Annotated in this window: 14 protein-coding genes; 4 read left to right on the top strand and 10 right to left on the bottom strand. The window is 32.4% G+C overall.

The window, feature by feature from the left end:
• The first annotated feature begins 99 nt into the window (after positions 1 to 99).
• Positions 100 to 1,380 (top strand): serine hydrolase domain-containing protein, encoded by a 1,281-nt coding sequence (locus tag AWE51_RS20630; RefSeq protein ID WP_082832533.1) that lies wholly within the window; start codon positions 100 to 102, stop codon positions 1,378 to 1,380.
• A 2-nt stretch (positions 1,381 to 1,382) separates the two neighbouring features.
• Here the strand turns inward: AWE51_RS20630 and AWE51_RS20625 are convergent, their stop codons facing one another.
• The 5 genes from AWE51_RS20625 to surE form a co-directional block, all read right to left on the bottom strand.
• Entirely contained in the window at positions 1,383 to 3,431 is a 2,049-nt protein-coding gene (locus tag AWE51_RS20625) for a ComEC/Rec2 family competence protein (protein ID WP_066317613.1), read from the bottom strand.
• Between the two features lie 115 nt (positions 3,432 to 3,546).
• The gene (locus tag AWE51_RS20620) at positions 3,547 to 4,065 is read right to left on the bottom strand and encodes a C40 family peptidase (protein ID WP_066317611.1); all 519 of its coding nucleotides are present in this window, start codon (positions 4,063 to 4,065) and stop codon (positions 3,547 to 3,549) included.
• 119 nt (positions 4,066 to 4,184) lie between these two features.
• Complete coding sequence (lpxB, locus tag AWE51_RS20615; RefSeq protein ID WP_066317600.1) at positions 4,185 to 5,297, bottom strand: lipid-A-disaccharide synthase; 1,113 nt, start codon at positions 5,295 to 5,297, stop codon at positions 4,185 to 4,187.
• 28 nt (positions 5,298 to 5,325) lie between these two features.
• The gene (locus AWE51_RS20610) at positions 5,326 to 5,616 is read right to left on the bottom strand and encodes a hypothetical protein (RefSeq protein ID WP_066317599.1); all 291 of its coding nucleotides are present in this window, start codon (positions 5,614 to 5,616) and stop codon (positions 5,326 to 5,328) included.
• Positions 5,609 to 6,391, bottom strand: a complete 783-nt coding sequence (gene surE / locus AWE51_RS20605) for a 5'/3'-nucleotidase SurE (protein WP_066317597.1) — start codon at positions 6,389 to 6,391, stop codon at positions 5,609 to 5,611. Before surE ends, AWE51_RS20610 begins: the two co-directional genes overlap by 8 nt.
• Positions 6,392 to 6,561: 170 nt before the next feature.
• On the opposite strand from surE, the gene AWE51_RS20600 reads away from it, so the two are divergent.
• Positions 6,562 to 8,697, top strand: a complete 2,136-nt coding sequence (locus AWE51_RS20600) for a carboxy terminal-processing peptidase (RefSeq protein WP_066317595.1) — start codon at positions 6,562 to 6,564, stop codon at positions 8,695 to 8,697.
• A gap of 6 nt (positions 8,698 to 8,703) precedes the next feature.
• Positions 8,704 to 9,816, top strand: a complete 1,113-nt coding sequence (locus tag AWE51_RS20595; protein WP_066317593.1) for an ABC transporter permease — start codon at positions 8,704 to 8,706, stop codon at positions 9,814 to 9,816.
• 83 nt (positions 9,817 to 9,899) lie between these two features.
• Here the strand turns inward: AWE51_RS20595 and AWE51_RS20590 are convergent, their stop codons facing one another.
• Positions 9,900 to 11,489: a vitamin K epoxide reductase family protein gene (locus tag AWE51_RS20590; protein WP_066317590.1), complete on the bottom strand. Its 1,590-nt coding sequence runs from the start codon at positions 11,487 to 11,489 to the stop codon at positions 9,900 to 9,902.
• Positions 11,490 to 11,722: 233 nt separating this feature from the next.
• On the opposite strand from AWE51_RS20590, the gene AWE51_RS20585 reads away from it, so the two are divergent.
• On the top strand, positions 11,723 to 12,523 hold the full coding sequence (locus AWE51_RS20585; protein WP_066317587.1) for a DNA/RNA non-specific endonuclease: 801 nt from the start codon (positions 11,723 to 11,725) through the stop codon (positions 12,521 to 12,523).
• Positions 12,524 to 12,530: 7 nt separating this feature from the next.
• On the opposite strand, the gene rodA is transcribed toward AWE51_RS20585, so the two are convergent.
• From rodA to mreC, 4 genes are read right to left on the bottom strand one after another with little or no spacing between them, the layout of a single operon-like run.
• Positions 12,531 to 13,784 carry a rod shape-determining protein RodA gene (gene rodA / locus AWE51_RS20580; protein ID WP_066317584.1) on the bottom strand — a complete coding sequence of 418 codons (1,254 nt, stop codon included), beginning with the start codon at positions 13,782 to 13,784 and terminating at the stop codon, positions 12,531 to 12,533.
• Positions 13,784 to 15,655: a penicillin-binding protein 2 gene (gene mrdA, locus AWE51_RS20575; protein WP_066317579.1), complete on the bottom strand. Its 1,872-nt coding sequence runs from the start codon at positions 15,653 to 15,655 to the stop codon at positions 13,784 to 13,786. Before mrdA ends, rodA begins: the two co-directional genes overlap by 1 nt.
• Complete coding sequence (locus AWE51_RS20570) at positions 15,652 to 16,158, bottom strand: rod shape-determining protein MreD (protein ID WP_066317577.1); 507 nt, start codon at positions 16,156 to 16,158, stop codon at positions 15,652 to 15,654. Before AWE51_RS20570 ends, mrdA begins: the two co-directional genes overlap by 4 nt.
• Positions 16,151 to 16,975, bottom strand: a complete 825-nt coding sequence (gene mreC, locus AWE51_RS20565) for a rod shape-determining protein MreC (protein WP_066317575.1) — start codon at positions 16,973 to 16,975, stop codon at positions 16,151 to 16,153. Before mreC ends, AWE51_RS20570 begins: the two co-directional genes overlap by 8 nt.
• Positions 16,976 to 17,028 lie beyond the last annotated feature (53 nt).

The following is a 17,028-nucleotide window of genomic DNA, read 5'->3' as shown; positions in this document are numbered from 1 at the left end:
TATGTACGCGTTAGACGTATGTAACTAAAATTGCCCAAGTCAGATTTAGTATAATAATAACAACTATTGTAGTTTTTATTATTAATTGATAGCTTACTTATGAAAAAATACTTAGCCATAGTCACCCCCTCTATGTTGCTAGTTGTATTGCTTTTTTCTTTTATATCAGCAAAACAACCAGAGCACGTAAAAATTGAACATGCAAAAAAAGTTCAATTTCCTCAACCTGAATCTGCGGAAGCTTATTTTCCTGATATTCATAAAAGAAGATTAACAGATGCTATTAAAAAATACTTTGATAAAGCGGTTAAGAATAAACAGATCGTAGGAGCTTCAGTAGCTATTGTAAAATGTGATTCTATTATATATTCTGGTGGTTTTGGTCATCGCAATATAGCTCTTAAAAATAAAGTAAATTCTGAAACAGTATTTAGAATAGGGTCAGTTTCTAAAGGATTTGCAGGTATTTTGGCAGGAATTCATGTAGAAGATGGTTTGATTAATTGGGAAGATAGAATTGTAGACCATATTCCTGGTTTTAAGTTAGCAAACAAAACAAATACTGATCAGGTTACCATTTCTAATGTATTATCTCATACTTCGGGATTGCCGTATCATAGTTTTACAAATTTAGTAGAAGATGGGTTGTCGTTAAGCACTATTGCAGGTCGTTTTAATGAGGTGTTACCATTAGATAAACCAGGAAGCATATATAATTATCAAAATGCCGTTTTTGCACTTAGTGGCGAAATTATTGAAAGGAAAACGGGAAAACTATTAAAAGATATTATCCAGGAAAGAATTTTTAATCCTTTGCAAATGGAAACCGCTTCAGCTAGTTATGAAGCACTACAAGAGTCTGATAATGTTGCTCTACCTCACCAGAAAGTACGTTACGGATGGAGATCTAAGCCCATAAATAAAAAGTATTATAATGCAGTAGCCGCTGGAGGTGTTAATGCTAGTGCTAGAGATATGGGTAAATGGATGAAGTTCTTGTTAGGTAATAATCCAGAAGTACTTATGCCAAAAGTTATAGAAGACGTTTTTACCCCTGTGGTGCAAGTTGGAGGTCGAAGAAATTATTATCAGAGATGGCCTGGATATAATTCTTCTTTTTACGGTATGGGTTGGAGAATACATGAATTTAAAGATGATAATACAAAAGGAATCAATAAAGTAATACATCATGGTGGTGGTGTGAATAATTATAGAAGTGAAATAGCTCTTTTTCCAAATGAAGATTTAGGAATTTGCGTGCTTTTTAACAGCCCAAATAAATTAGCAAAAAATTGTATACCTGAGCTTCATAAAATTATAGAAGAAGTATTAAATATACCCACTAAAGAAGTCTTTAAAACTTCTTTGGTAGCATTGTAATACTATTGTTTTAGTAAAAAGGCACCCTTTTTATCCGTTCTATAAAAACTAATATTTAGTGTAGTACAGCTTTTCTCCCACTGATCTATATAATTCTTGTAATTACTTCCGTCTGCAATAATCTGTTTTGGTTGTACATCTCTAATGATTCTTTCTAAGTGAATCTTAGGAGATCCTGATAGTAATAGTATGTCAGGTTGAAGTCCCTTTAATGAATAAATGTTACTGCGGTCTATAATTTGAATTGTATGTTTTTTGTAACGATATATGTTTTTTAATGTATATGTAGAATCAATTTTAGCTTTGTTTTGAATGAGATAATTTTTAAGTAAGAAGTTATGGTTTTGATAGGATAAAGAATCTTTATGATACAGGTTTAATTTTTGATTTTTTAAAACCCCAAAAACAGTGTTTCGATTCGTATGAAAAATAATGAGTTCTTCTTTGGTATCGACGATGTATTTATCAATAATCAATCCTGTAAAAAACAGGTTTAGACTTACTACCAACCAATATATTTTTCTTCTTTGATATTTCTTGAATAGTGTGATCGAGGTGTAAATAACAAGAGATAATGTAATTAAGGTTTTCCATGAAAAAGAAATATCGGTTATTAGAAAGCTTTTTTGTTGTGATACCCAAATAACAATATTGTTCATTGTATCTATTGAGATTTTGAATATTAGAATTATGGCTTGTGACGGAATTGTGGTATAAGCTAATGCAATTACTAAGATACCTAAGCCGAGAATTAGTCCTAATGTAGGAATTATAATGAGATTAGAAATAAAAAATAATCCAGGAAATTGATGAAAATAAAATAATGTTATGGGTAGTAAGCCAAGCTGTGCTGCAAAAGTAACTGTAAAAGTTTCCCAAAGTTTTTTGGTAATATAAAATCGCGGATGAAACGTTTTAGCCATTATTGGTTGTATCCAAACAATAGAGAAAACAGCCAAATAACTTAATTGAAATCCAACCGAGAATAATAATGAAGGATTAAAACAAAGCAATACAAACATAGATACACATAATGAATTATAAATGCTTGTTTTGGATTGAATTTGTATTCCTATAGTAAGAAAAGAAAACATGGTAACAGCTCTAAGTACCGAAGGAGATAATCCTGCAATAATAGCAAAGCACCAAAGTAAAATTATTGACAATAAAACGCTTATGTGTTTTCCATTTCTAGAGAATTTAAGAGGACTTGTTATCCAATTAATAATTAGTAAAAGTATACCAACATGTAGTCCAGAAACTGCTAAAATATGAATAGCACCAGCATCTCGATAAGCATTAAATGTTTCTTGAGTTATTTCTTGTCGTTGTCCTAGTAGCAACGCGTTAATAATCGATAATTGGCGCGTATTAAAAGAATACTTCTTAAGCTTTTGATTTATATCTTTTCTAATTTGATCTGCGATACGAAATATTGACCATTGTATATCCTTATGACGAATAAGTAGATTTGTACTTGCGGTGGCTTGATGAAATATTTTTTGATGACTAAGATGTTGCTTGTAATCAAATTGATGAGGATTAAGAGGTTTGTCTATTGGGGTGATTTTTCCGAGAAAACTATAGGTTTCTCCAATTTCTAGAATTCGATTAGTGTTGTCTTTGGGGAGTCTAAGTAATAAGTTTCCTTCAACAAATTTTTGATTTAAAATATGTAAAGAAACAATATACTTGTCATAATAGGTAGTAGATTTTAAGCGTTCTGCAATATGAAATTTAACGCCAACTTTATTCAATAAAAAAACACCAGAGTCGATTTGATTTGTATAGTGATTACTGTTGTTTTTAGGATCATGTATTTTGATCAGCGCGATACCAAAAAAAATAAAAATTAGAGGAGTTAAAAAACCAAAGTAATACCCTTTAGAAAAGATTTTTTTGGATCGCAACCAAACTACAGTTAATACAAGAATTGAAATAGAGAACAAAAGAATAGAAGAAGAAAGAGTAATAGAACAATAATGTCCTACTACAATTCCTAACAAAGTAGCACATGTTATGATAACAAAAGGTACATTAATTAGCCTCATAGCAAATATTCTAAATCGATGAATGCTATGCAATAGTATATATCTTCAGTATCATTTTTTAATACTGATAAATAGTAAGGTTAGATAAATATTAATGTAGAAGTATTGATTTGTGTTAGAGCATTCGTCTAACACTTGTAAAAGCTTTGTTCCAGTATTTTTCATCAAGACTCGATATGATAACTCCTTTAGAAGTAGAGGCATGAATAAATTTAATAACGCCTTTAGTTTCAACAACTAATCCAACATGAGAAATTACATTTTTTCTTTTATTGGTTTTGAAAAATAGTAGATCTCCAACTTTGACTTTTTTTAAGGATATAGGTTTACCTTGTGTAGCCATTGTTCTTGAGGTTCTGGGGAGAATTATATTCTCTTTTTTAAAAGAAGTATACACCAGACCAGAACAGTCCATTCCCTTTTTAGTGGTTCCGCCATATTTATATCGTGTACCCCCAAATGATTTGGCATAGCTTACGATACTTTTTATTTTTTTGTTCTCAGGATTTTGTTTTTGCTTAGCTTTAGTACTTGTGCTTTTTGAAATTACTGCCTTACTTTTTGAAGAGCTTCCGCAAGAAACAGTAACAGTAGTAAATAAAGCAATTATGAAGTAGGTAATTATTTTTTTCATTGTAGGGCGTTTTCTTTCATATCAAAAATAGCTAAAACTGTTCACTTTTTTATATTTAAGAACTAGCAAGAATAATGCCTAAGGTATATTTGTGGTTTTATAATGAGTTTCTTGATCCTTTATGTTATAGACTCTACAATAAACCTCGCTGTTTTATCATTAGCACCTCGACCTCCTAGCGTTTTTTCAAGATCATAATACTCTAAGAACAATGTTGCCCTTTTATAATCATCAAGTATAATAGCAAGCTCTTCTTTTAGTCTTTTGGTATTAAATTCACCTTGTATTAGTTCTGTAACAACTTGTTTGTCCATAATGAGATTAACCAAAGAAATATATTTAAGGTGTATTATACGTTTTGCAATTTGATAAGAAATATAATTTCCTTTATAACAAACTACTTCGGGTACTTTGAATAAAGCAGTTTCTAAAGTAGCAGTACCAGAGGTTACTAGAGCAGCATTACTTAAGCTTAAAAGGTCGTACGTTTGATTCATCACTAAGTGAACACCTTGTTTTTTGATAAAAGGTGTATAAAAAGAAGCGTCTTGACTGGGAGCACCTGCAATAATGAATTGATAGTCCGGGAAATCATCAACAACGGTTAACATTACTTCGAGCATCTTACGAATTTCCTGTTTTCGGCTACCAGGTAATATGGCAATAATTGGGCGATCATCAAGTTTGTGTTTTGCCTTAAAATCTTCGGGCATAATTTGTTTATGATCGGCGATTGCATCAATCAAGGGATGGCCTACAAATTGAACAGGAAATTCATGTTTATCTTCATAAAATGGTTTTTCAAAAGGAAGAATTACATACATCATGTCAATACACTTCATAATGGTTTTGATTCTACCTTCTTTCCATGCCCATATCTGTGGAGAGATATAATAATGTGTACGAAATCCTTTTTCTTTGGCCCATTCGGCAATACGCAAATTAAAACCAGGATAATCTATAAAAACAATTACATCCGGTTTGTATTCTAAAATATCACTCTTACAAAGCTTTATATTTTTTAAAATGGTAAATAAATTAAAAAGAACTTCTACAAACCCCATAAATGCAAGATCGCGGTAATGCTTAACCATATTGCCTCCAACGGCTTGCATCAAATCTCCACCCCAAAACCTAAATTCAGCTTCGGGATCTTCTTTAAGAATAGATTTCATGAGATTAGAGCCATGTAAATCACCAGACGCTTCTCCTGCGATCAGATAGTATTTCATCTTAGAGTTGTACTTTTTGTTCTTTTGTTTATCCAAATTTACTAATTGCAATACAAATAGCTGCAATAAGTGTAGCAAGAAGTACACCTCGAGCTCTATATATCTTCTCTTTTTTCAAAAAGTAAAAGAAAACAGCCAAATTAGGAATTGCTCCCAAAACAATAATGCTTCCAAGAGAATCGTTGCTTACTGCTGCATTAATAGTACTCATAAATGTTAGATTGCGTAATATCGAAAAAATAAATACGCATAAAATAAACCCTAAACTATTTACAAGTATTCCACTTAGTAAACCAATACCTATTTCTTTTTTAATCATGTAACGGCCAATTATTTAATTGTTGTATAAAATGATGAGCTGTAAGATCAAATTGAGTGGGTACTATAGATACATACCCTTGACTTAATGCCCATTCATCTGTGTCTTCTCCTTTATCTTCGTTTACAAATGTACCAGAAAGCCAATAATATTCTCTTCCCATTGGATTTATTCTTTTGTCAAACTTTTCGACCCAATGTGCATTCGCTTGTCTACAAATTTTTACACCTTTAATTTCTTTTTCTGGTAACCTAGGGATGTTTACATTAAGAACAAGACCTTTTGGCAGTCCATTTTTGAGGACATTTTCTACAATTGTTCTCACAAATTTTTTGGAAGGCTCAAAATCAGCATTCATTCCGTAATCAAGTAAAGAAAATCCTATTGCGGGTATTCCTTCTATTCCTGCTTCAACTGCGGCACTCATAGTTCCAGAATAAATTACATTAATTGCAGAATTTGATCCATGGTTTATACCACTTACGCAAAGATCAGGTTTTCGTGGCATGACTTCGCGAGATGCCATTTTTACACAATCAGCAGGAGTTCCAGAACAACTAAATTCTTTTTGTGGGGCATTTTTATCTATAGTTATAGGATCACAATAAATCGTATTATTCACAGTGATAGCATGACCCATGCCACTCTGGGGACTATCTGGCGCAACTACAAAAACATCGCCAATTTCGTTCATAACGCTGATTAATGCACGTATTCCTGGTGCCGTAATACCATCATCGTTAGTAACTAGAATCAAAGGTTTTTTTTGTGCCATGGCCTTAGTTTTTTTACGATGGTAAAAGTACACTTTTTTTGTGCGTAATGTAGGGTTGAAAAAGACTACTAAATATTATTAGTTCATTTAAGAAAATTTTAGTATTATTACGTGTTATTGGCACGATTTTTAATGTATTTTGCCGTAAACCCCTAAATTTTTTTGAGCGTATGAAAAAGAGTTTTTTGATTTTGATGCTTACCGTAATTGTTTCGGCTGTTTCGTGTAGTTTTACCAACAAAGTAGAGAGTGGACCTGATAAGGATAAATTATTAATTGATTTAATAAGTTATGTCTTAGGAAAAGGTCATTATGATGCAAAAGATATTAATGATGATTTCTCTAAAGAAGTTTTTGCTGATTATATAGATGCTTTAGATCCTTTAAAGCGATATTTTTATGCAAGTGATATCGAAGAGTTTAAGAAGTATGAAGAACTTATCGATGACGAAATTAGAAACAAAGAAATCAACTTTTTTAATTTAACGTATGATCGTTTGCAAGATAGAATGAGTGATGCTAGATCACTTTATAAAGAAATCTTGGAACGACCTTTTAATTTTGAAAAAGATGAAAGTATAAGCACAGAGTACGAAAAACTTCCTTACGTTAATACTCGAAAGGAAATGGAAAATCGTTGGAGATTGCAGCTTAAGTTTAATGCATTATCTAGCTATTTTGATAAAGCTGAAGAGCAAATGGATTCTTTGGCAGCAAATAAAGACTACAAAAGAAAAACATCAGTCACTTTAGAAAATGAAGCACGTGATATTACAAAATCTTCTCTAAAAGAATATTTTGAATTCGCAGATGATTTAGAGCGAAAAGATTGGTTTTCAATCTATATTAATTCTATAGTTGAAGAATTTGATCCACATACATATTATTTTGCGCCACAGGATAAAGATCGTTTTGATATTGCTATGTCAGGAAAGTTAGAGGGAATAGGTGCTAGATTACAGAAGAAAAATGATAACATTAAAATTATTGAGATTATTTCTGGAGGCCCTGCATGGAGAGGTAACGATGTTGAAGTAGGGGACTTCATCATGAAAGTAAAACAAGAAGATGAAGAAGAGCCAGTTAGTATTGTAGGAATGCGAATTGATGATGCAGTAAGCTTGATAAAAGGCCCAAAAGGAACTAAAGTAAGTCTTACCGTTAAAAAAGTAGATGGTACTATAGAGGTTATAGATATCGTAAGAGATGTCGTTGAGCTTGAAGAGACCTATGCAAAATCTTCTACGGTGAAAAAAGAAGATAAAACGTTTGGAATTGTTAATCTTCCGAAGTTTTATTTTAATATGCAGGATTACAATCAAAGAAATGCTGCAAAAGATGTTAAACAAGAAATTGTACGCCTGAAAGAACAAGACATGGACGGCTTGATTATAGATTTAAGAGATAATGGAGGAGGATCATTGCAAACTGTTGTGGATATAGCTGGACTTTTTATCGAAAAAGGACCGATAGTACAGGTGAGAACCAAAGGAGAATCTCCTGAAGTATTAAGTGATAAAGACAGTAATCTTTTATGGGATGGGCCACTAGTGATATTAGTAAATGAATTATCGGCATCTGCTTCTGAAATTTTGGCAGCAGCTATGCAAGACTATAAAAGAGCAATTATTATAGGTAGTAAACAAACTTATGGTAAGGGTACTGTTCAAAATGTTATGGATCTTAATAGATGGATGCGTAGTAACGATTTTGGTGACTTAGGAGCATTAAAACTTACCACTCAAAAATTTTATAGAGTAAATGGTGGTTCTACTCAATTAGAAGGTGTTAAAAGTGATGTTGTAGTACCAGATCGTTATAGTTATATTGATATAGGAGAGAAAGACCAAGAAAATCCGTTACCATGGGATAAAATTCCAGCCGCAGATTATAAACCTTGGGATGGTTATATAGATTTTGATCAAACGATTAATAATAGTAATGCCAGAATGGCTAAAAACGAGCAATTAAAATTGATCGAAGAGAATGCAAAATGGGTTAGACAAAAAAGAGATGTTAATGTTTACTCGCTAAAATACGATAAGTATAAAGCAAATATTAAACTTAACGAACAACAAGCTAAACGTTTTGATGCTATAAATGACTACAAAACAAACTTTACTTTTGAGTCCTTGCCATATGAGCAAGCATTAATGAAAAAGGATTCTGTTTTGGCAGAAAAAAGAAAGAGATGGCATAAAAGCCTTAGTAAAGACGTTTATGTAGAAGAGGCTATTAGTGTATTAGAGGATATGAAGATAAATAACATTAGAAAATCTAAAAATCCGCTTTCACTGAAGAATTAAGCATTAATGCCTAAAACAAAATCTAACTCTTTAAGTATATTGGCGCTCCAAAAATTCAAGAAGAATTTTTGGGGCGTTTTGAGTTTTTACTTTATTCTTTTTTGCGGAATCGTAGCTGTTTTTGCATACGTTTTAGCGCCAGATGATTCGCAAAACGCTAATCAAATGCACTTATCTATACACTCTAAATCTCCTGGTTTTGAAGTGTTGATGCTAACGGTTCCTTCTCAAAACTCTTATGATCAGTCTTTTTTTAGCCAAGTGTTTTTTGGTAAAAAAAATACAGATACAGAACTACCGATAGAATCATATTCGATAACTAATAATGCTATAAAAATAATTCCGTATAGTGAAGGAGAGATTGTAGGTATTTCAAAAGAAATATCATTAGATCTTTTTCCTCAAGATCTCAGCGCAAAAGAGATTACAAATGCATTTGTTAAAAACCAAAAATTCATTTTAGGTACCGATAAGTATGGTAGAGATTTATTGAGCAGGATGTTGATAGGGATACGTATTTCTTTTTCTATCGGATTTGTAGCTGTGCTAATCTCATTATTACTGGGCGTCTCGTTAGGAGCAATAGCTGGATACTATGGAGGGAAAATAGATGCTGCTATAATGTGGTTAATTAATGTGACATGGTCAATACCAACTTTATTGTTGGTTATAGCTATTACATTGGCTTTAGGAAAAGGTTTTTGGCAGGTATTCATTGCTGTAGGTTTGACTATGTGGGTAGAAGTTGCGCGTATTGTGAGAGGGCAGGTGTTGAGTGTAAAACAAATGCAATTTGTAACTGCGGCAAAAGCCCTTGGTTTTACAAATTTCAGAATTATTACAAAACATATTTTACCTAATAGTTTAGCTCCTGTAATCGTAATTTCTGCAGCAAATTTTGCTTCTGCGATATTGATAGAGAGCGGTCTTAGTTTTTTAGGAATAGGAGCACAACCACCCATGGCAAGTTGGGGAGCAATGATCAAGGATCATTATTCTTATATTATTTTAGGAAAAGCCTATTTAGCTGTCATTCCGGGATTAGGAATTATGAGTTTAGTAATGTCTTTTATGCTAATAGGAAATGCGCTTAGAGATGCGTTGGATGTGAAGAATTAATTAGACGGTTGTACCCTGAATACAAAAACTGACCTTTTTAGGCCAGTTTTTAGTTAGAAGTGTATTCGTTGTCTCTTTTTAGATTACATTTCAATAGCTTGTTCAGTTTCAGATACTGATTCCATATGCTCTTCTAGCATTATACCTATAAAATGAAAAAACTCTGTATAACTATATTTTTTCGGATAAACAGTTCCATTAATAACTGAGGCAGGAGTGTATCTTAGGTCATTATTTATAGACCATTCAGATTGCTTTTTTATAACTTCAATATGTTTTGATTTGCCAACTGGAGTACCATATTTTTTACTCCATTTGCTAAAAGTTCTATCAGCAAACCATTCATTGTATGCGGTTATAAAATGATCGGCACCTTGAGCATCATATATTTCTAGAAGTCTTAAGGTAATTTTGGATACTTCACTATCAAAATCTTCTAGATTTGCACCAAGTCTAACTGTGATTTGAAGATTTTCTCCCATAGTTTTTAAAACACGAGAATATGCTCCAAATGCATCTTTACAATATCCACACATAGGATTTGTATAGCTAATGATTTTAAATGTAGCATTAGGATTACCTAGTACAATTTCATTTTCGATAGGACTGTTATCTGTGATTTTGTCTGATATAGTATATAAATGTTTATAGATATCACCATCTCTCTTAAATTGATTTAATTTGAGGTTATCGGCTTTGAAACCCTTGTTTTCGACTAACTTTTCTTTTATAAAAAGATATCCCAAAGTAAATAATGTAGCAAGCATAAGAAAACTAGGAATAAGTGCGCTATCGATACTAAATTCAAGGTTTCTTAATGCCAATACTGCTAATGCTATAGAGACAGCGGCAATCGTTAAACATATAGCACACCATTTTTTAATAATAAAAGCTTGTGAATACAGTGAATAAGCGACAAAAGGAATTCCGATAACTGCTGGGACAATCAGTATGTTGGTGAATCCAAAGAAAACCTGATATAGGGTTAGAGAACCAAAGAATGCAATACCCGCATCTGAAAGGGTGAAATTTTTAAACAATTTACCACTATTATTGTTAATGACATCTCCACAATTTGTGTTTCCAACCGTAGTACAGAATTGGTGAATAGTTTGAGACTGTATACCAAGACTTTCTTGAAGGGCAAAATAACTAAAAATTAAACCGGCTAGAGAAACAAGTAAGAATAATGCTTGACCAATACTCCACGGTCTAAGAAAAAGTGTAGCAACAATGCTTAATGCTAATACACTTATTAAAAGAGTCTGTAAAAATGATTTACCAAACGAAAATTTTTGTTTTTCACTATATTCTACTGCAATTACCTTTGGGGCCCAAATTTCTTTGAACTGATCATAATTATATTTCTTTTTTGATAAACTTGTATGCGTTATTTCTATACTATTGTTTTTGTTAATTACAGATACAATTTCTTCAGAACGTTCTGTTTTTACTAGCGAAATAAAACTTTCTGGAAGCTGATCTAATGCTTCTGTTGGTACTTCGACGGCAATATTGTCGATATCAAAATAATCTAGAGTATCTGTAATGCTTTGAAAACTGGGGTAATTAGGGTGTATTTGAAGTTGTAGTTCTAAGTCCTTTTTGTCATAGTCACCTATACGATTTTGAATTAAAACATTTTCAACAATCTTTTCGATGTTATTTTTCATGCGATTTCTTAAGATGGTTTTGTGAATAACTTCATTAAAAATAGAAATTGAAAATTCATAAATAAGATATTTTATGTTAAAATTTAAATTCCTAAAGCCGCTACAAGGTTTGATAAACACTTGTTTTTCAATTTAAAATAAGATCATTATACATAAAAATTTTACTAGTATTCTAAGTTGCTATTTGATATTTTTGCCATTGTTATTTTAAAAACCCTAAACACTTTAAAACATTGAAAAGAAAATATCTATATCCCATATTAATCATCATTGTGACCGTTGGGTTTTATTATCTGGAAGATTACCAACCTAAAGATGTTATAAGGTCAAATGAGGATCAAGCCAAGGATGAAAATTTGGGTTTTTTCTATTTACCAACATCTACTACAGGAACCGTTATAGTTCATGATCATTATTCGTTATCATATTCTGAAACCCATGAGCAAGCAGAGTGGGTTGCCTATGAATTAAAAAAAGAACATTTAATAAATAATGATTTTAAAAGACCATATTTTGAACAAGACAAAAAGGTGCGATCATCGTCTGCCGATTGGCGTAATTATAAAAAATCGGGTTATGATAGGGGGCATTTATGTCCAGCTGGAGATAGAAGATTTAGTTATGACGCGTTCGAGGAAACTTTTTTGACTTCAAATGTTACTCCGCAAAATCATGAATTTAATAGCGGTGTTTGGAATAAACTAGAGCAAAAAGTACGGTACTGGGCAAAAAAATATGATGGTGTTTATGTTGTAACAGGCGGGGTTTTGTCAAAAGATCTTAAGTCAATTGGTTATGAAGCGGTTTCTGTTCCGGAGTATTTTTATAAGATTATTTTGGATAAAAGTGCAGCGACACCAAAAATGATTGCTTTTTTAGTGCCACATCAAAAAACAAATGAGCGATTAACAAAATTTGTAGTGCCAACAGATAAGATTGAAAAATTAACCGGTATTGATTTTTTTCCAGAATTAGATGATACCCTTGAGAAAAAACTAGAGGCTTCTTCTTCTTTGAAAAATTGGAAATTTTAAAGAGATATTACCACTCATTTACGCGATTAGAGTCTAGTTTGATAAAAATAAAGAGTAGGAGTGTGAACCCCCATAAGCCTGATCCACCATAACTAAAAAAAGGAAGAGGGATACCAATGGTTGGAATTAACCCCGTTACCATACCTATATTGATGGCAAAATGGATGAATAGGATTCCAATAACGCTATATCCATATACTCTGCTAAATTGTGATTTTTGCCGCTCTGCAAGGTGAAGAAGACGTAAAAGCAATAACACAAATAAAATAACAACTGTAGTAGCTCCTAAAAAGCCCCACTCTTCTCCAACAGTACTAAAAATGTAATCTGTGTGTTGTTCAGGGACAAAACCTCCTTTGGTTTGCGTGCCTTCTTTCCATCCTTTTCCTGTCCAACTTCCGCTGCCTATTGCGATCTGACTTTGATTGGTATTATAGCCAATTCCCTTAGAATCAACTTCTTTGCCAAGTACAATATTAAATCGATCTCTATGACGTTGTTCAAATACGTTATTAAAAATATAGTTTACAGAAAAACAAAACCCTGTAATCACAACAAGAACAAGTAAAAACCTTGAATATTTAGGTTTCTTCTTTCTGTTTTTAATTAAAATAAATAACATTATGGCGGCTATAGCCAGGACTACCCATAGTGGTTTAAAAAGTAGTGTAAGTATAAATAACGCAGCTGCAGAGGCACCTACTATAAGATATATAGCAGCTAATCCTTCTCTGTATAAAGGAAAGAAAAAAGCAGCATATACCAATGCGCTGCCAGGATCAGGTTGCGGTACAATAATTATTGCAGGTATTGCAATAATTAAAAATGCTCTTACCTGATGACCAAGAAATTTGATATTGGTTTGCATATCACTTAAGAATTTGGCTAAAGCTAGCGCAGTACAGGCTTTAGCAAACTCTGATGGTTGTAAACCAATAGGGCCAAAAGCATACCATGAGGTTGCTCCGTTTATGTTTTTTCCAAAAATGAATAACCCTAGCAGGGATACTAGTGATATCACATAAATTAATCCGGCAAAACGTTCATAAAATTTGACTTCAATAGCCTGTGTAATAACTATTAGTACAATACTTAATAAAATCCAATACCCTTGTTTAACATACACCTGAGAAAGGTCTGTGATAGAGAAAGCTTCACCTTCATAAGAAGCTGAATATATATTTGCCCATCCAAAAGCAACAAGCAATAGAAATATTAAAACCGTTATCCAATCAATAGCGGCAACACTTGATTTTGCCATTATTGATTAATTTTAAAAGGTTCGCCACTAAGGGGTTTTGCGTACTCTTCTTGTAAACTATGTGTGAGTATCCATTGTTCTAGATCTGTTCTGGAGATCTCTCCATTTATATGTTTTTCTATCATTAACGAGGCAATTCTTCCGGCATATCGGGCTCCCCAATATCCATTTTCTACAAATACCGCAATAGCTATTTTAGGATTGTCTTTTGGGGCAAAGGCTACAAATACAGAGTGATCTGTAAGTTGAGTTTTTACGCCATCTATTTTTGTGAAATTTTCTGCAGTACCTGTTTTTCCACAAATATCAATTCCTTTTACCTGTAAGAAACTTGCGGTTCCTTTTGTATAGACTTCATGCATTCCTTCTATTACAGGTTCGAAATGAGTTTTATCGATTGTAGTTATTTTTGCTTTGGTATACTCTTCGTTTGAGATAGGTTTACCATCAATAGCTTTGATGATATGTGGGGTGTAATAATAGCCTCTATTAGCAATAGCGGCAGTCATGTTTGCCAATTGTATGGGAGTAGATAATACTTCACCTTGACCAATAGCATTAGATATGGTTGCAGTGGAGTACCACTTGTAGGTTGGGTAATTATATATTTTATTATAATATTCTGAAGTTGGTACTTTACCCCGTTTTCCTACAGGTAAGTCATTCCCTAAATAATTTCCAAGGCCAAAACTTTGTACATGTTTTCTCCAAGTATCAATTCCTTTCTGGGGCGTTTCATATTTCTCGATAATTCTACGGTATACCGTTGCAAAATATGCATTACACGAATTTGCGATTCCGGGGATCATACTCAATGGGCTTCTATGCGAATGACACCCTAATTTCTGACCTCTTTTGCCATAATAATATCCCATTCTGCAAGAAACACTCTCTTTAGTATCTATTACTCCTTCTTGTAAGGCTATTAAAGCATTTATAGTCTTAAAGGGAGAACCTGGAGGGTATTCTGCTTGTAAGCCTCTGTCAAATAAAGGGATTGCTATTGAGTCATAAACCAATTTGGTAAAATTTGGAGATCTTTTTCTACCAACTAACAATTCTGGTTTATACGTGGGAGCTGTTATCAAAGCAAGAATCTCTCCCGTAGAAGGTTCTAGAGCAACTATCCCGCCACGCTTATTTTTCATAAGCATATCGCCATAAGACTGAAGTTTTGAATCTATTGTTATGGTAAGGTCTTTTCCGTTTACGGGTAATGTGTCAAATTTTTTATTTTTATAGGGGCCGATGTCTCTATTAAATCTATCTTTTTGAATACGTTTTACACCTTTGACACCTCTTAATTCTTTTTCGTACTGTTTTTCTACGCCATCAATACCAATAAGATCGCCAGAAAGATAATAAGGGTCTTTTTTGATTAAAGCATCATTTACCTCTCCAATATATCCTAGAACATTAGCAGCATTATCAATTTGATAATCTCTTAAAGATCGTTTTTGAATGTAGAAGCCATCAAACTTTCTCATTTTTTCTTGTAGATACGCATACTCATCTTTAGTTAATTGCGGTATAACAATAGAAGGAACTCTAGGAGAATATATTCTGGCTTTTTTTAATCTATTAATAAGTTTGTCTTTTGTAATGTTGAGAATTGAACAAAATTCTAAAGTGTCAAAAGGTTTTAATTCACGGGGAATAACCATGACATCATATGAAGGTTGATTGGTTACTAATAATCGTGCATTTCTATCATAAATCGCTCCTCTTTGCGGATAGTCATAAAGTACTTTTATGGCATTGTCTTCAGATAGAGAAGCAAAGGATGTATTATAAATCTGTAGGTAAAAAAGCCTAGAAACAAAAACAAACCCTGTTATAACAATTATTAGATATAGTAATAATTTTCTCATGAATCATTTCTTCTAAATAATACTAATATCAGCATTGTAATCACAATAGTGAATAAACTGGTAAATAACGTTTTTTTAGCTATTAATAGTATGTGAGAGAAGTTAAAAATTTCTAATGAAAAAAGTACAATATGATGTGTTAAAACCAATAGAATTACATACGCTAATTTTTCGCCAAATCTTGTGTTGCTTAGTTTTACAGTTTGAAACTCGTAACTAAGACCAAAAACGGTTCGCAATGCGATCGGACGAAAAAATGCAATAACCAGACAAGCTGCCGCGTGCACACCGCCAGAATCTCCAAAAATATCTATAGTAAGACCAAGAATAAAACTTAATAAAAGAAAAAGACTTTTATTGATATTAATAGGTGCTAAAAGGATAAATATAATGTAGATGTACGGATTTAAGTATCCTAGAAAATCGACATGGTTAAGTATAAGTACCTGAATTAAGATCAAACTAATAAACCTGATGATATGTAACAATGTATCTCTATTCATTGCTCACAGCTTCTAATTGTTTGATTTCTTTAATATCACTGTTTTTAATAAAATAAATGAAACCAATATCCGTCATATCATTAAATAGCTCAACATCAATAAGGTAGTAACTTTTGTTTTCATCTAATTTATAACTAACAATGGTACCTATGCCAATGCCTCTTGGAAAAATGGTAGAACGACCATGGGTTATAATTGTATCACCTTTTTTAAGTATTGCTTGCCTTGGCACGGTTTCTAATTGAACTATATTAGGATCTTTTCCATTCCAAACCAAAGAACCATATTGATTAGATTTTTTTAAACCTGCATTAATACGAGAATTACTATTAAGAATAGATATTACCCTGCTATAATTAGTAGAAGTTTGTTCTACGATACCAATAATACCTTTATCGGTTATTACTCCCATATCGGTAACAATACTGTCTTTTTTACCTTTATTAATAAGAATATAATTATCAATTTTACTATAATCATTTTTGATTACTCTTCCTTGTGTAAAGGTATATGGGGTTTTAAATGAAATTGTATCCAGATGTTTTGTAGTTACAGAGTCAACACCTAGAAGACTTAATTGGTTACGAAGGTGTTCATTCTCTTGTAATAAACGCATATTTTCGTCTTTTAGCCCAAAATAATCACTTATAGAATGCTGCCACCCATACATTCCCCCACTAATGAAGTTTGTAGAGCTTACAAATTTACTTTTATGATAGGAGTGCGATTGTATTGTAAAGACTAAAGACAAAAATAAAAGCAGAAGAAACAACAATGAATGTTTATTTCGGATTAAAAAATTAATAATCTGCTGCATGATTTAGGCTGTGGTTGTTTCTTTAGTTACACGTTATATTTATAGGTTTTAAG

Source organism: Aquimarina aggregata (genome assembly GCF_001632745.1).
Lineage (GTDB): Bacteria > Bacteroidota > Bacteroidia > Flavobacteriales > Flavobacteriaceae > Aquimarina > Aquimarina aggregata.
Note: the sequence above shows the minus strand (reverse complement) of the source record. Positions and strands in the feature narration are given on the sequence as shown.

Bases quoted from the DNA above. Each gene is read 5' to 3' on its own strand.
- AWE51_RS20630 (WP_082832533.1), top strand. From the start codon at position 100: ATGAAAAAATACTTAGCCATAGTCACCCCCTCTATGTTGCTAGTTGTA.
- AWE51_RS20625 (WP_066317613.1), bottom strand. From the start codon at position 3,431: ATGAGGCTAATTAATGTACCTTTTGTTATCATAACATGTGCTACTTTG.
- AWE51_RS20620 (WP_066317611.1), bottom strand. From the start codon at position 4,065: ATGAAAAAAATAATTACCTACTTCATAATTGCTTTATTTACTACTGTT.
- lpxB (WP_066317600.1), bottom strand. From the start codon at position 5,297: ATGAAATACTATCTGATCGCAGGAGAAGCGTCTGGTGATTTACATGGC.
- AWE51_RS20610 (WP_066317599.1), bottom strand. From the start codon at position 5,616: ATGATTAAAAAAGAAATAGGTATTGGTTTACTAAGTGGAATACTTGTA.
- surE (WP_066317597.1), bottom strand. From the start codon at position 6,391: ATGGCACAAAAAAAACCTTTGATTCTAGTTACTAACGATGATGGTATT.
- AWE51_RS20600 (WP_066317595.1), top strand. From the start codon at position 6,562: ATGAAAAAGAGTTTTTTGATTTTGATGCTTACCGTAATTGTTTCGGCT.
- AWE51_RS20595 (WP_066317593.1), top strand. From the start codon at position 8,704: ATGCCTAAAACAAAATCTAACTCTTTAAGTATATTGGCGCTCCAAAAA.
- AWE51_RS20590 (WP_066317590.1), bottom strand. From the start codon at position 11,489: ATGAAAAATAACATCGAAAAGATTGTTGAAAATGTTTTAATTCAAAAT.
- rodA (WP_066317584.1), bottom strand. From the start codon at position 13,784: ATGGCAAAATCAAGTGTTGCCGCTATTGATTGGATAACGGTTTTAATA.
- mrdA (WP_066317579.1), bottom strand. From the start codon at position 15,655: ATGAGAAAATTATTACTATATCTAATAATTGTTATAACAGGGTTTGTT.
- AWE51_RS20570 (WP_066317577.1), bottom strand. From the start codon at position 16,158: ATGAATAGAGATACATTGTTACATATCATCAGGTTTATTAGTTTGATC.
- mreC (WP_066317575.1), bottom strand. From the start codon at position 16,975: ATGCAGCAGATTATTAATTTTTTAATCCGAAATAAACATTCATTGTTG.